Annotated in this window: 16 protein-coding genes; 10 read left to right on the top strand and 6 right to left on the bottom strand. The window is 38.5% G+C overall.

The features are described from left to right. Positions 1–84: 84 nt before the first annotated feature. The 3 genes from LO761_RS03460 (at position 85) to ispF (ending at position 2,444) form a co-directional block, all read left to right on the top strand. Positions 85–1,212, top strand: a complete 1,128-nt coding sequence (locus LO761_RS03460; protein ID WP_272816935.1) for a hypothetical protein — start codon at positions 85–87, stop codon at positions 1,210–1,212. A 138-nt stretch (positions 1,213–1,350) separates the two neighbouring features. Further along, complete coding sequence (locus LO761_RS03455) at positions 1,351–1,968, top strand: fumarylacetoacetate hydrolase family protein (RefSeq protein ID WP_272816934.1); 618 nt, start codon at positions 1,351–1,353, stop codon at positions 1,966–1,968. Next, positions 1,965–2,444: a 2-C-methyl-D-erythritol 2,4-cyclodiphosphate synthase gene (gene ispF, locus LO761_RS03450; RefSeq protein ID WP_272816933.1), complete on the top strand. Its 480-nt coding sequence runs from the start codon at positions 1,965–1,967 to the stop codon at positions 2,442–2,444. Before LO761_RS03455 ends, ispF begins: the two co-directional genes overlap by 4 nt. A gap of 166 nt (positions 2,445–2,610) precedes the next feature. On the opposite strand, the gene menA is transcribed toward ispF, so the two are convergent. From menA to LO761_RS03425, 5 genes are read right to left on the bottom strand one after another with little or no spacing between them, the layout of a single operon-like run. Beyond that, on the bottom strand, positions 2,611–3,495 hold the full coding sequence (gene menA / locus LO761_RS03445; protein ID WP_272816932.1) for a 1,4-dihydroxy-2-naphthoate octaprenyltransferase: 885 nt from the start codon (positions 3,493–3,495) through the stop codon (positions 2,611–2,613). Continuing rightward, complete coding sequence (nadD, locus tag LO761_RS03440; RefSeq protein ID WP_272816931.1) at positions 3,488–4,072, bottom strand: nicotinate (nicotinamide) nucleotide adenylyltransferase; 585 nt, start codon at positions 4,070–4,072, stop codon at positions 3,488–3,490. The genes menA and nadD overlap by 8 nt, the downstream gene beginning before the upstream one ends. Before the next feature lie 4 nt (positions 4,073–4,076). Then, positions 4,077–4,268, bottom strand: coding sequence for a hypothetical protein (locus LO761_RS03435; RefSeq protein WP_272816930.1), 192 nt, complete (start codon positions 4,266–4,268; stop codon positions 4,077–4,079). Beyond that, on the bottom strand, positions 4,269–4,841 hold the full coding sequence (gene gmk / locus LO761_RS03430) for a guanylate kinase (protein ID WP_272816929.1): 573 nt from the start codon (positions 4,839–4,841) through the stop codon (positions 4,269–4,271). Positions 4,842–4,843: 2 nt separating this feature from the next. Beyond that, on the bottom strand, positions 4,844–5,716 hold the full coding sequence (locus LO761_RS03425) for a YicC/YloC family endoribonuclease (RefSeq protein ID WP_272816928.1): 873 nt from the start codon (positions 5,714–5,716) through the stop codon (positions 4,844–4,846). Between the two features lie 94 nt (positions 5,717–5,810). On the opposite strand from LO761_RS03425, the gene tsaB reads away from it, so the two are divergent. The 5 genes from tsaB to rseP are packed head-to-tail and all read left to right on the top strand — an operon-like array spanning position 5,811 to position 10,161. Beyond that, positions 5,811–6,500 carry a tRNA (adenosine(37)-N6)-threonylcarbamoyltransferase complex dimerization subunit type 1 TsaB gene (tsaB, locus tag LO761_RS03420; protein ID WP_272816927.1) on the top strand — a complete coding sequence of 230 codons (690 nt, stop codon included), beginning with the start codon at positions 5,811–5,813 and terminating at the stop codon, positions 6,498–6,500. Positions 6,501–6,503: 3 nt separating this feature from the next. After that, complete coding sequence (locus LO761_RS03415; protein ID WP_272816926.1) at positions 6,504–7,136, top strand: DUF4290 domain-containing protein; 633 nt, start codon at positions 6,504–6,506, stop codon at positions 7,134–7,136. 10 nt (positions 7,137–7,146) lie between these two features. Continuing rightward, on the top strand, positions 7,147–7,665 hold the full coding sequence (rimM, locus tag LO761_RS03410; RefSeq protein ID WP_272816925.1) for a ribosome maturation factor RimM: 519 nt from the start codon (positions 7,147–7,149) through the stop codon (positions 7,663–7,665). After that, on the top strand, positions 7,662–8,804 hold the full coding sequence (locus LO761_RS03405; protein WP_272816924.1) for a 1-deoxy-D-xylulose-5-phosphate reductoisomerase: 1,143 nt from the start codon (positions 7,662–7,664) through the stop codon (positions 8,802–8,804). Before rimM ends, LO761_RS03405 begins: the two co-directional genes overlap by 4 nt. 16 nt (positions 8,805–8,820) lie before the next feature. After that, positions 8,821–10,161: an RIP metalloprotease RseP gene (rseP, locus tag LO761_RS03400; protein ID WP_272816923.1), complete on the top strand. Its 1,341-nt coding sequence runs from the start codon at positions 8,821–8,823 to the stop codon at positions 10,159–10,161. A gap of 115 nt (positions 10,162–10,276) precedes the next feature. Here the strand turns inward: rseP and LO761_RS03395 are convergent, their stop codons facing one another. Then, positions 10,277–11,503: a carcinine hydrolase/isopenicillin-N N-acyltransferase family protein gene (locus tag LO761_RS03395; RefSeq protein WP_272816922.1), complete on the bottom strand. Its 1,227-nt coding sequence runs from the start codon at positions 11,501–11,503 to the stop codon at positions 10,277–10,279. 170 nt (positions 11,504–11,673) lie between these two features. Between LO761_RS03395 and LO761_RS03390 the strand changes: the two genes are divergently transcribed. Both LO761_RS03390 and LO761_RS03385 read left to right on the top strand, forming a co-directional pair. Further along, on the top strand, positions 11,674–13,086 hold the full coding sequence (locus tag LO761_RS03390) for a hypothetical protein (RefSeq protein ID WP_272816921.1): 1,413 nt from the start codon (positions 11,674–11,676) through the stop codon (positions 13,084–13,086). Between the two features lie 66 nt (positions 13,087–13,152). Continuing rightward, positions 13,153–14,796, top strand: coding sequence for an OmpP1/FadL family transporter (locus LO761_RS03385; protein ID WP_272816920.1), 1,644 nt, complete (start codon positions 13,153–13,155; stop codon positions 14,794–14,796). Positions 14,797–14,825: the final 29 nt, after the last annotated feature.

Here is a 14,825-nt window from a genome sequence, read left to right as displayed (position 1 = left end):
AACGAGTTCCTTTTTTTTATGCCTTAATCTCTCTTTATAAGCAGAAAAGTAATAACTTTGTAATTACAAAGATGCATATATCGAATGAAAAAGAAAGTATTTCTACTGACCGTATGGGTACTTGCAGTAACGGCTCTCTATGCTCAGAAATCATGTGTTCTGTGGGATAAGGAATATAGTGTACCCATTAGCAAGGTCAGTGTCTTTGCCGCTGTTGACGGACGTGTGAATAGTACTACCAGTGACGACGAGGGGCGAGTGATAGTGGACTTTGCTTTTGACAGTCTTACCATTTCGCACGTTAACTACCGGAAGCAGGTTGTTACGTCGCTGCCTGATACCTTGTTTCTTGTTCCTTTGGTTCATATACTGCCAGAGGTTGTTGTCGTTGGTGGCGAGCCATCATGGATACGACAAAAACTTGGACAATTCTTGAAAGTGAAAGAAGAAATATATGGTAATTCGAGCGTTTTCAGCTACGACTATCAGACGCAGAACGTCGGCAATGAAATGTTGTACGGATTTAGTAGTAAAGGACTTATTCGTCGCGGAGAGGAATTTGAGATTCTTCCATCGCAGAGTATTATTATTTACAAGGATAGGACAGCAGGATGTGATTATACTAATTTGAAGAATTCGCTCTACCATGATTTTGTTTCTGACTTGGACAAACGTTTTATAAAGGAGCACCGTTTTGTTGGCGGAAGCAGTCAAGAAGATAACGATAGTCATATTGTCAAGGTTGCCTTCCGTTCGAATAAGGTGGCAAACGATTCCGGATATTTTTATATGGACACGGCACGTTGTGTTATTCTCAGTGCGGTTAGGCATACCGGACTGGAGTATAATGTCAAGACGAGGACTAATTCTCTGGTATTGGCGACATTTAAAACTTTTTATGGGCATAACTATAAGGACTGGAAGATTGATTACCAAGTTACATATAATCAGCATGATGGGCATTACTATTTGAGTGACTGTCGATATTCCAATTATATGATAGAGGAGTTTGACCGAAAAAAGATGAAGGGTATCCGCTTCTATCATCTGACATCGACTTATACAGCGCAACCCAAACAAGGAAATTGTTACAGTGAGGCTGAATTTCTGAAACTCCCTCGTCCTTTTGCAATGAAGATTATCATGAGCAAGAAAGAAGCCAACAAGGAAAAAAGATTGCAAGATGTCGATAAAGAATATATTATTTATTGATGTGTCATGATGTTGCTTACCATAAACTAAATCTGTATATAAAAGAAAAAGGAACTCAAACGAGTTCCTTTTTTTTATGCCTTAATCTCTCTTTATAAGCAGAAAAGTAATAACTTTGTAAATATAAAGATTAGTGAAATGAAGATATTTGCTGTTGGAATGAATTACAGGGAACACTGTCAGGAACTTCATCAGGGAATGGAGTTGCCGTCGGAACCGGTTATTTTTATGAAACCGGATTCTGCTTTATTAAAAGACAGTAAACCTTTTTTCTTACCCGATTTTTCAAATTGGATAGAATATGAAACAGAACTTGTGGTTCGTATTAATCGACTTGGTAAGTCTATTTCCGAACGTTTTGCGTCTCGATATTATGATGCTGTTACTGTGGGAATCGATTTTACTGCTCGAGATTTGCAGCAGAAGCTGGTGGCAGATGGACGTCCATGGGAAATATCGAAAGGGTTTGACGGCGCGGCCGTAATAGGAGACTTTATTCCTGTGGATAAGCTACCCGAGATTCAGCAACTGGAGTTTAATCTGAATGTTGATGGTAAAACGGTTCAGCGCGGAGACACCTCTGATATGATTTTTCATGTGAATAAGATTGTCTCATATATCAGTCGGTTCTATACTTTGAAGATGGGTGATTTGCTTTATACAGGCACACCGGTAGGAGTAGGACCTGTCAGTATAGGACAACATTTGGAAGGTTTTTTGGAAGAGAAAAAAGTTTTAGATTTTTATATACGATGAAGATACGTGTAGGTTTTGGTTATGACGTTCACCGCTTGGCTCCCGGTCGTGAGTTATGGTTAGGGGGGATAAAGTTTGATTATCCCATGGGATTATTGGGACATTCGGATGCGGATGTGTTGATTCATGCCATTTGCGATGCTCTGCTTGGAGCGGCAAATATGCGGGATATCGGTTATCATTTCCCTGATACCGAAGCAGAATATAAAGATGTTGACAGCAAACTCCTTCTTTCTGAAACTGTTGAATTGATTGCTACAAAAGGCTATCGTGTAGGGAATGTAGACGCTACTATCTGTGCTGAGAAGCCTAAGTTGAATCCTCATATCCCTGCCATGCAACAAGTCCTTTCAAGGCTCATGAAAGTTGACATTGACGATGTTTCCATCAAGGCAACTACGACAGAAAAGCTGGGTTTCACAGGTAGAGAAGAAGGCCTATCTGCTTATGCGGTGGTGCTAATAGAGAAAGATTGAAATATTGATTTGTATTCTCTGATTATATCATCATGAGTTTTTTGAAAGTCATCAGAAGTTTTCCGAAAGTCATGCGTATGAGTAGATCGTTTCACAGTAGTGAAACAATGATTTCATACGCATGAAATGATGATTTCATCTTCATCATTTGCTTCGTTGTCGGGCATCACTTTAGAATGAATCCTAATGTAAGCAGAATTCCAAAAAGAAGCATATTCCGTGAGGTCTTTCCAAGAATGATATTCAGTTTCTTGCCTTGGCAGATATGCGTCATCTCTTTCCATGTGGACAAATGAAAAATAAGATATAGTTGAGGTAAAAAGGCTGCCCAAATATGGCCTTTCGGAATAAAAAACAGACAAAGTCCGGTTCCTGTTATGCCTAATAGTAAATAAAGTTGTTGACCTGCTTTCTCTCCATAACGGACAACAATAGTGCGCTTGTTGCTTTTCTTGTCCTGTTCTCTGTCACGATAGTTATTCACCATCAAAAGCGTGTCAATTACTAACCCACAAGCAAGGGACGCGATGATGACCTCCCATGTCAAGGAATGAGCCATAACATAGAATGTTCCACATACCGGAACAAGTCCGAAGAAAATGAGAACTAATATGTCCCCTAATCCCAGATGCCCGAGTCGAGTGGTATAAAGGAATGCAAATAACACACAAAGAAGTCCGACAATAATCATAATACTGTCGGCATAGAATAAAATACAACTGCCTATGGAACAAGCCAGTATTGAGGTGATGGTAATTCCTTTTTTCATGGCTTGAAGTGTTATCCATCCTTGTGCGCATGCACGTTCCGGACCTAATCGGTCTTCTCTGTCATCTCCTTTTTTAAAATCAAAATAATCATTGATAAAGTTTGCGTCAATTTGCATGACAAAAGCAAACAGGAAGCAAATTATGGAAGGAATCAGTTGGAATACATTTTCGGAATAAGCCAATCCGCAACCAATCAATACAGGCACTGCGGCTCCTGCCAATGTTTTGGGCCGTGCTGCCAGCATCCATGCCTTGAAAGAGTTGGTTTTTATATTATTCATGGCTTAATTCTTTGGTGATACGTTGGTAAACTGTAGGATGGAGGAAGTAACGAATATCTTTTCTTTCACGAATGGCTTCCCGAATGATGGTAGAACTCATCTCAAAGATTGGCGCATTGACCAACTTAACATGTATTGGGAGTTTATTGGTATTGATGTTATAGCCTAATCGCGGATAGATTAGCAGATGATATCTGTCAATGATTTCCTGTGGTTTGTGCCACTTGTTAAAAATCTCCCAATTATCGGAACCGATGATTAAAGTAAAATCTCTTTCCGGATACTGTCTTTTCAGCGCGTCAAGTGTAGTAATGGTATACGATGGTTTGGGTAAGTGGAACTCTATGTCGCATACAGAAAACTTTGGATAGTCACCTATAGCCAAACGGGTAAGTTCCAAACGAAATTCATCATCCCAAAGTTCTTTTTCCTCCTTTAACGGATTGTGAGGGGAGACGAGAAACCATACTTCATCCACTTCTCCATATTCGCACAAATAATTGGCTAAGGCTAAGTGTCCGATATGAATAGGATTAAATGAACCACCAAATATCCCGGTCTTTATTTGTGGTTTCATAGGATTATTTTTTATTTAATTCTTTTTCCTTTTTGTTCCAAGCCCTGTAATTATAAATTTGTCCCAGTGCGCATAAAGCCATAGCAGCGGTTAATATCCATTGTTTCAGGTATAGAGAAACAACCATTAACGCAATGGACGCGGCAGCAATTATTACAACGATAACTTTCATTGTTTGAATTTCTTTAGTCGTCATTTATTTCCTCTTTAAGAATGATTGAATGGTTTCTAATGCCTTAGCTTTTGCTTTTTCCAAATCATCGTTAATGATAACTGTATCAAATTTATCAGCAAAGGTTAACTCAAACTTAGCTCGTGCTATACGGTCTTCAATGACCTCCGGTTTATCTGTTCTACGATTTACTAAACGATGCCTTAATTCTTCAATGCTTGGTGGCTGAATAAATACAGACAGTGCTTTATCTCCATAGAACTTTTTTATGTTGCATCCTCCTTTTACGTCAACATCGAAGATGACATTGTAACCTTCTTCCAACTGTTTTTTCACAGGAGCTTTCAACGTACCATAAAAGCGATTGGGGTAAACTTCTTCGTATTCTAAGAACTCATCGTTAGCTATTTTCTTTTTGAACTCTTCGGGAGTAAGAAAATAATATTCAACGCCATCCTTTTCTTTTCCACGAGGATTTCTGCTTGTCGCGGATATGGAGAATGCCAAATTCAAGTTTCGAGTTAGTAAGTAATTAATGATGGTTGATTTTCCTGAACCGCTTGGAGCAGAAAAGATGATCAGTTTACCTTTTTCCATAGTTACATCACATTCAAAACTTGTTCTTTAATCTGTTCTAACTCATCTTTCATCTGAACAACGATATTTTGCATCTCGGCTTGATTGGACTTGCTGCCTGTAGTGTTGATTTCACGTCCCATTTCTTGAGCGATAAATCCTAATTTTTTTCCTTGTCCATGACCATTTTTCATTGTTTCCCGAAAATATTTCAAGTGGTTTGTCAAGCGTTGTTTTTCTTCGCTGATATCCAACTTCTCAATGTAATAGATGAGTTCCTGTTCCAATCGGTTCCGGTCATAGTCTACAGGTAGTGTTTTTAATTGCTCAATAATGCGGTCTCGAATCTTTTGGACACGTTCTTTTTCAAAAGGTTCAATAGAGGCTAACAAACGTTCTATGTTATCAATTTTTTCAGTAAATTTCTTTTCAAGGGCAGCCCCCTCTTGTATACGAAAGTGAACTAAATGCTCTATGGCTTCTTCAACAGCTTTCCAAACCACTTGCCATTCTTCATCTTCCAATTCCGCGGATTCCACCTTATTCAGTACATCAGGCATACGTAGAAGTGTGCTAAACCAATCGATAGGTTCCGGAATATGCTGTTCTTTTGCAATAGATATAATTTGTTTATGATAATTGCTTATTAAGGTAGCATTAATAGGAGTAGCGGAAGAATCGGCCTGTACTTCGATCCAAAGGCTGAAATCCACTTTTCCCCGCTCTAACTTTTTTGAAATAAGCGTTCGGATATCCATTTCTTTTTCGCGATAATCGGGCGCGATGCGAGTGAATAAATCCATTGCCTTGCTATTGAGCGATTTAATCTCTACGATAATTTTTTTATTTCCGAATGTGGCAGTTGCTTTGCCATATCCTGTCATTGATTGTATCATATAATATATATTTTTCACAAAAGTAGTGATTTTAGAAGAATTAAGTGCAAAGAAAAGTGTATATTTGCAGGTTATAATTTGAAATTCGACGATTATGTCTTGTATTCTTAATATAGAAACCTCTACAGAAGCATGTTCGGTGGCGTTGAGTCAGGATGGGATGACTATTTTTAATCAGGAAGACTTGAATGGGCCTTCACATGCAACACAGTTAGGCGTTTTTGTTGACGAGGCCTTTTCTTTTGCCGATAGTCATGCTATCCCTGTTGATTCCGTTGCAGTTAGCAGTGGTCCGGGGTCTTATACAGGTTTACGAATAGGCGTTTCTATGGCTAAGGGAGTTTGTTTTGGGCGTGGTATCCCTTTAATAGCTATTCCGTCATTAAAGATTCTTTCCGTTCCTGTTTTATTGAATCATGACATTCCGGAGGATGCGTTGCTTTGCCCTATGATTGACGCACGGCGTATGGAAGTATATGCTGCTGTCTATGACCGTTCTCTAACTGCTATTCGTCCTATAGCAGCTGACATTGTAGATGAATATTCTTATCAAGAATATCTGGATAAAAGACCTGTTTATTTCTTTGGAAATGGAGCATTGAAGTGTAAAGCAAGAATAAATCATCCTAATGCTCATTTTATTGAAAACATCGTTCCTGAAGCAAAATGGATGTTTCCTTTGGCGGAAAAAGCGAATGTAAATAAAGAATACGAAGATGTTGCTTACTTTGAACCTTTCTATTTGAAAGAGTTTGTGGCTACTAAACCTAAAAAAATGTTGTAATGTATGGAATATAATACCCAACGGCGGAAATTACCGCTTCCACAATATGGAAGAAGTGTGCAGAATATGGTTGATTATTGTCTGACAATAGAAGACCGCAAAGAACGTCAACATTGTGCCAATACCATTATTGATATCATGGGGAATATGTTCCCCCGTTTAAGAGACTCGGAAGATTTTAAGCATAAATTATGGGATCATTTGGCCATTATGTCTGATTTTCAACTTGACATTGACTATCCGTATGATATAGTCAGGAAGGATGAACTTCATGTAAAACCGGATCAAATTCCTTATCAGCAAGAGAGAATCCGGTATCGTTATTATGGACACTTGGTTGAGATGATGATTCAACGTGCTGTCGCTTATCCGGATGGAGAAGAAAAGATGCAACTTATCAATTTGATAGCCAATTACATGAAGCGAAGCTATGTGAATTGGAATAAGGAGAATGTAGAAGACCAAAAGATAGTAGATGATCTTCGAGAATATTCGAATGGAGCTATCAATTTGTCAATAGAAGATTTATATTTGGCAGAAACGAAGGTTGTTTCTTCAAAGAAGCAAAATAATATTCAGCGAAAGCAGAGTAATCAACGAAAACAAAATAATCAGTATCGGAAGAGTAATTTTTAAAATGTCCTAAATGATAAAAGTTGAGGATGTCTATAAAATAGGGAAGTTTAATCGCCCTCATGGAATAAATGGTGAACTGTTATTTACGTTTACTGATGATATCTTTGATAGGGTGGATTGTGATTTCTTTATTTGTGATATGGACGGAATCCTTGTTCCTTTCTATATAGAAGAATATCGGTTTAGGTCGGACATGACGGCTTTAGTGAAGTTGGAAGATGTGGATTCGGAAGAAAAGGCCAAGATGTTTACCAATGTAGAAGTTTTTTTCCCTAAAAAATATGTGGATAAGTTATCGGACGACGAAGTGCTTTCATGGAATTATTTGGTAGGTTTCAGTGTGGAAGATGTCAAATATGGTATTTTAGGGATGGTGGTTGATTATGACGACAGCACTATGAATGTACTTCTTAAAATAGATAATGCCGGTAAGGAACTCTTGCTTCCGGCTCATGAAGACTTTATTATGGAAGTAGATAAGGAAAATAAGAAGCTTATAGTACAAATTCCGGAAGGTTTGTTAGAATGAAGAAGCAGATAGCGATATTAGGTTCTACCGGTTCCATTGGAACGCAAGCTTTACAAGTGATTGGAGCTAATCCCGATTTATTTGAGGTTTATGCGTTAACGGCAAATAACAGTGTGGAACTATTGGCAGAGCAGGCACATCAATTCTTGCCCGATTGTGTGGTTATAGCCAATGAAGCTAAGTACAATCGGCTAAAGGATTTAGTTGCGGATATACCTGTTAAAGTATATGCCGGCATGAAAGCTATCTGTGAGGTGGTTACTGCAGATCCTATAAATATCGTTTTAGCTTCAATGGTTGGATACGCAGGTTTAAAGCCTACAATGGAGGCTATTAAAGCCGGAAAGGTCATAGCATTGGCTAATAAAGAAACGATGGTCGTGGCAGGTGAGATTATTACCGCTATGGCGAATGAATATCATGTTCCAATTCTTCCTGTTGATTCGGAGCATTCGGCTATCTTTCAGTGCTTGGAATATGGAAATCCTATAGAGAAAATTTTATTGACAGCTTCAGGAGGTCCTTTCAGAACATATTCTATGGATCAGATTGCTAAGGTTACTAAGGAGGAAGCTTTGAATCATCCGAATTGGAAAATGGGAGCAAAGATTACTATCGATTCCGCTTCTATGATGAACAAGGGCTTTGAAGTAATGGAAGCAAAATGGCTTTTTGATGTTCATCCGGACCGGATAGAGGTGTTAGTTCATCCGCAGTCGATTGTGCATTCGGCTGTTCAGTTTGTGGACGGATCGGTTAAAGCCCAATTGGGAATGCCGGATATGCGACTTCCTATTCAATTTGCTTTTTCTTTTCCTAAACGATTAAAGTCAGATTTTGAACGTTTGGATTTATTCGATATAAAAAGTCTGACTTTTGAAAAACCTGATTTGGGGAAGTTTCGGAACTTAGCTTTAGCGTATGAGGCTATTCATAAAGGTGGGAATATGCCATGTATTATTAATGCCGCGAATGAAGTTGTCGTTGATGCTTTCCTGCATGATAAAATCTCGTTTTTAGGAATGAGTGATATCATAGAAGAAACGATGTGGAAAGCTTGTTACATCAGCAAACCGACATACGAAGATTATGTGGCGACAGATGCCGATGCTCGAAGAATAGCACAAGATTTATTGTAAATAATAGAAAATAGATATGGAAACATTTTTAATACGTGTCCTTCAATTGATTTTAAGTCTTTCACTTTTGGTTATTATTCATGAAGGAGGACATTTTGTTGCAGCTAAAATATTTAAGGTTCGGGTAGAAAAGTTCTACATTTTCTTTGATCCTTGGTTTGCTTTGTTCCGTTGGAAACCAAAACGTAGTGAAACAGAGTATGGAGTAGGGTGGTTACCATTAGGAGGTTATGTGAAAATAGCAGGAATGATTGATGAGTCTATGGATACCGAGCAAATGAAGAAAGATCCCCAACCATGGGAGTTTCGTTCAAAACCGGCATGGCAACGATTGATTATTATGGTTGCGGGAGTGGTAATGAATTTCTTGCTCGCTTTGTTTATTTATTCCATGATTCTGTTTCATTGGGGAGATTCTTATATCTCTTTGCAGGACATGACCAATGGCATGAAATTTAATGAGACGGCCCAGAAGATAGGTTTTCAGGATGGTGATGTACTGTTATCGGCAGATGGCAAACAATTGCAACGTTTTGACATTAATATGTATCGTGCTATTGCGGACGCTCGTGAAGTAACCGTTTTACGCCATGTGCAGAAGAAGACTATTTTGATGCCGGAAGTCAGTTTGCTGGAAATGGCGAAAGAAAATCCTCCGTTTATAGATGTGTTGATTCCAAATGAAATAGATTCCGTTTTGCCTAATCATGCTTTCGCTAATGCAGGCATTCAAAAAGGCGATAAGATTTTAGCGGTAAATAGTCAGTCGGTTAATTCATGGAACACTTTCCTGCAAATAATGGACGACTTAAAAGCCGACGCGCTTGCTAAAAACGAAAAAACGGCAACATTAAGTGTCGTTTACGGTCGGAATGGAGTGCAAGATACTGTCACGTGTCAAACAGATACCGCTTTTATGGTTGGAACAATAGCAAAGAAGATTGACTATAGGTATACTAACTTAAAATATAGTTTCTTTGAGTCTTTCCCGGCAGGCATAAGATTAGGTGTAAATACATTGAAAGGATATGTAGACGATATGAAATATGTATTTACCAAGGAGGGAGCTAAGAGCTTGGGAGGTTTTGGAACTATAGGAAGTATATTTCCAAAGCAATGGGATTGGCATAAGTTTTGGTCAATGACAGCGTTTTTATCTATTATCTTGGCATTTATGAATATTCTTCCGATACCTGCTTTGGATGGCGGTCATGTGCTATTTCTATTCTACGAAATTATTGCACGGCGTAAACCAAGTGATAAATTCATGGAGTATGCCCAAATAACAGGTATGTTCATATTGTTTGCCTTGTTGATATGGGCTAATTTTAATGATGTACTACGATTCTTGTTTTAAAATTGGGGTATAAATAAGGTCAATTGACGATTTAAAATAACACAAGCCGTGTATCTATTTAAAAAGAAGTAATGATACACGGCTTTTTTATTTAAATTCATTAAACTCACTTTCACTACAATTCGAGTCCGAAGATTTGTTTGTATTTTTCTTTTATGTATTGGTTAACCCAATCGTAGTATTGCTCTATGGATGTGTCAGTTTTTCCTGCTGAGCGAATCTTTCTTAACTCTTCGTCTCCACGTCGGATGATTTCTTTTTCCACCGGAAGAATCTGTTGTAGAATTCCTGTTCCTTCTTTATTTATTAAGGCTGCAATATTGATATAGTCGGTAGCGGAACCTCGTCTTAAAGGGAATAATTTATTTTTTAATCTCAATCCGGCTTCACATAGCGAAGAACAACCGTCTTCTCCTTTTGTTATCACCTGCGGAAGCTTATGCGTGGAAGTAATAACTAAAGGAACAGCTACAGTGGTTAATGGATTACCGACAATTGTCCAACTGACGGTTAATAAAGGATTCTCTCCTTTTTTAACTCCTTGGATTAGAACGGAACATGAAGTATAAGACCGGGAAATATAATCGTGGAAAGGAAAGAACCTTGTTTCATTGGCAGATTCCGGCATAAAGTCGCGTATATCAATTTTCGTCAATCCATGTTTTAATGTTCTTGGAACATTCGTTATCAGATATTCGGCATTTAGGTTATTTGAATATTCTGCGTTCATCATCACTTCAGATATAGCCATATATCGCTCAATTCCTTTATCTTTTGAGCGGTCACCCGAAAAGCCATGATTGGTACGGACCAGATAGCCATAAGGAGCAATATTCGGATCGTTAGCGTCAAACTTCACATACGTTGAATTTCCGACTTCATAATATGCACAGCCACCATTCGCGTCGATAACGCCAAAGTTAGAGTCAACAAGCATCGGGCGTTGTAGGGTATCAAGCATATTTTCAAAGTCGGAAAGCGATGCGCAAATTTCCAACGCACGGCGCATGACTTCACCGTCCAACTCAATTGGACCATCTTCTTTATCATTTAGATTATAAGCTGCCGTATTAAAAATGGCAAATCCTGCTTCATTATGTCCAACCCATACATCGCGGACTTCTTTTGTTTTTCCAGCTACAATACCTATATAGTTATATTTCTCTCCTTTGACAAAAAGACTCATATTGCTCAAATTGTCCGCATCACGATTTTTAAAGATCATAGGACGTCCATCAGCAGTCACTCTCCCCGATACAATGAAAGAGGTACATGCACTTATTTCGTTAACAGATAAAAGTAATATAGCAAAAATTAAGAAAAATAATCTTTTTGTATTCATTTGAGGTATATTATTTGTTTTAATTTTATTGGTTACAAATATAAATAAAAAAAGAAATAAATAGGGATTTCCCTATTTAAAAGTAGGGATTTTCTTTTTTGAGGCTATTTTTCTTTATTTATTTTTGTGAAAGAGAAAAAGCGAATAATAACATTTTAAAAAAATAGCGTATGAAAAAGATTGTTTTAACTTCACTTTTGATGATGAGTTTGCCTATTTTGGCGATTGCTCAGGATGTGAACGATGACCTCTATTTCATCCCTAAGAAGAATACTGAAACTAAGTCAGCGGTAAAGACTACTGAGGTGACTAAAACAGAATCTCATCGTCCAACCACGAACTCTATTTCGAATGTTTATAATAATAGTGGCGCAAATAGTAATCGTACTGTTATTAACGACCGAAATGGCTATACTCGTGATGTTGACGAATACAATCGCCGTTATACTTCGCGCGACAATAACTTTTCTATGGACAATGACACTTTGTACATAGAAGAAAAGCCTGTAGGAGAACGTGGGGAGTGGGTCAATGGTTTTGAAGGTTCTCAAAGTGATTACGATTATGCAATGAGAATTGTTCGTTTCCATCATCCTCGTTTTGCTGTTCCGATAAGTAGTCCGTTATATTGGGATATGATTTATATGCTTCCTTCGTGGGAATGGAACGTTTATGTCGATGATTTTTATGCTTATGCTTTTCCTACATATACGAATCGTTTATGGTGGGACTGGCGTTATAATTATGGATGGGGATGGGGATCTCCTTGGTATTATAGCAGTTGGTATTCAACTCCTTGGCATTACGGATGGTATGATCCTTGGTACTATGGAGGCTGGTATGGAAGCTGGTATAGTGGTTGGTACGGTGGCTGGGGAAGCTACTGGGGCTGGAGCAGTCCTTATTACTACCATTATGCAGGCTGGGGGCATCATGGCTATTGGGGCGGCTGGGGCTGGAATGGCTCAAGTAAAATGAGATCCGGTATCCATAGCGATCGATATGTCAATAACTACAGACGTGATAATTCCGGTTATACGAGAGCAACTCGCTTTAGTCAAGGTACTCCTGCTACTCGTGACCGTTCTTCTAATTATAGTAACGGTAGAAGCGCGCAGGATTACAGAACTCGTAACTCTGCTTCCGGTACTTATACGAGAAGTGGCAATTATAGTGGTCGTGTAGTATCTGGAAATACGAATGACGGATCGGTTCGCTCTTCCGGCAGCCGTTCAAGAACAGGTGGTAGCATTATTAATAATGGAAATTCGGGTTATACCCGTTCGAACAGTGGGACTTATAATCGTCCGAGCAGTACCCGTTCGAGTGTAGGTGGCAGCTATAGCGGAGCAGCTGAAAGAGGAGCATATAGTCGTTCTTCTAATAGTGGCGGCAATAGTCGTTCCTATTCTCCGGGTGTACCCCGTTCATCTAATAATAGTAGTGGCTATTCTCGATCATCAAGTGGTAGTTTTGGCAGTAGTACCCGTTCATCGGGTGGCAGCTTTGGTAGTAGCCGTTCATCAGGTGGCAGTTTCAGTGGTGGAAGTCGTTCTTCTGGAGGTGGGTCACGTAGCCGATAACTAAAAAAAGATCGTTTGTATTAGCATGAATTAAATAAATTGTCTGTTATATTAAATTTGCTTGAAATGAATAAGAATAAATTGATAATAGCAGTTTCTATGTTGTTATCCGTATCAACAATAGACGCACAAAACTTGTATGACGCGGAACGTGTAATCAGCAATGAACTAAATGGTACAGCTCGTTTTGTGGGTATGGGGGGCGCTATGGGCGCTTTAGGAGGAGATATATCTACTATCAGTACGAATCCGGCCGGTATTGCCATATTCAGGAGTAATGATATTTCTACTTCTTTTGGCTTTAATAAAACCATGGCGGACGCTACTTTCAACGGAACAAAGATAAGTCAGGATAAAACTCGTGCGTCTTTTGATCAGATAGGTTTTGTATATAGCAATAAGATAGGCAATACGACAACTTTGAGATATGTAAATTTTGCGTTTAACTATCACAAAGGTCGTAACTTTAATCAGCTTTTTGAAGCCGGTGGTGATTTAGATGGTTATTCTCAGACTTGGCAGTTAGCTAATAACTTGGGAAAAGCTGGTATCAATGAAAGCCAGTTGAACGCAATCTTTGAATCGAAGGGTAATCCATATTCTCAGAGTGATTACAAAAATTTCTCAGTGCTTGGCTTGATGGGAATTCGTTCAGGTCTGGTCGGTTGGGAGTCTAATAGTTCTCTTGGATATAACAGTCCTGCGGGATGGAATGGAGCTAATAACAATTATTATCATAAAGTAGAGGGTGGAATCAATACATACGATTTCAATGTCGCTTTTAACTTGAACGACCGTGTTTACTTGGGAGTGACAATGGGCATATACGACTTGAATTATTCTCGTTATTCTTCTTATACAGAGAATCTGATTGGTTTCCAAGGCTCTGATGGTGGAATCTATTCTATTAAACAGGAAGGTGATACACCTGTTAAGAATGGCGGATATACTCTTGAGAATGATTATAAGTTGGAGGGTACGGGTGTTGATTTGAAGTTAGGCGCTATTTTCCGTCCGTTGGAGGATTCTCCATTTCGTTTCGGTATCGCGATCCATACTCCTACATGGTATGATTTGACTGAATCTTATAATGCGAAAATTTCATCTGATATTGTAGCTTTTCATAATCGTGAGTTGAAACCGGTATCTCCTGAGGTCTTGAGTGACTACTTGAATCCTGATTATTTGACTTACGATTATCGTGTGGAGACTCCGTGGAAGTTCAATGTGAATATGGGTACTACTATTGGTCGTTCAGTTGCAATTGGCGCAGAGTATGAATATTCTGATTATGGCACAAGTAAGTTAAAAGATACTGATGGTTATGAATTGGGCGATCAATCAAGTGTTAAGGATTATCTGAAAGGCGTTCATATTGCAAGAGTAGGTGTTGAATATCGTGTGATTCCTGCTTTCAGTCTTCGTGCCGGTTATAATTATTCTACTGCTGCTTTTAATAAGGATGCTTATAATGCGTTGGCTCCTTATAGTACAAATACAGCATGGATGAATTCAAAAGACAAGCATACTATTACTTGTGGAATCGGTTACCGTGGTAATGTGATTTATGCTGACTTAGCGTACAAGTATGATATGTATAAAGCAAAGTTTTCTCCATTTGATGATACTGTAGACAAAGTTTATCTTCCTTATACGGATGTTGACTTTTCTCGTCATCAATTACTTTTCACAATAGGGGTGCACTTTTAATAGCATAAGAACAACATAATAACATTTTT

Source organism: Phocaeicola oris (assembly GCF_021295095.1).
GTDB lineage: Bacteria > Bacteroidota > Bacteroidia > Bacteroidales > Bacteroidaceae > Phocaeicola > Phocaeicola oris.
Note: the sequence above shows the minus strand (reverse complement) of the source record. Positions and strands in the feature narration are given on the sequence as shown.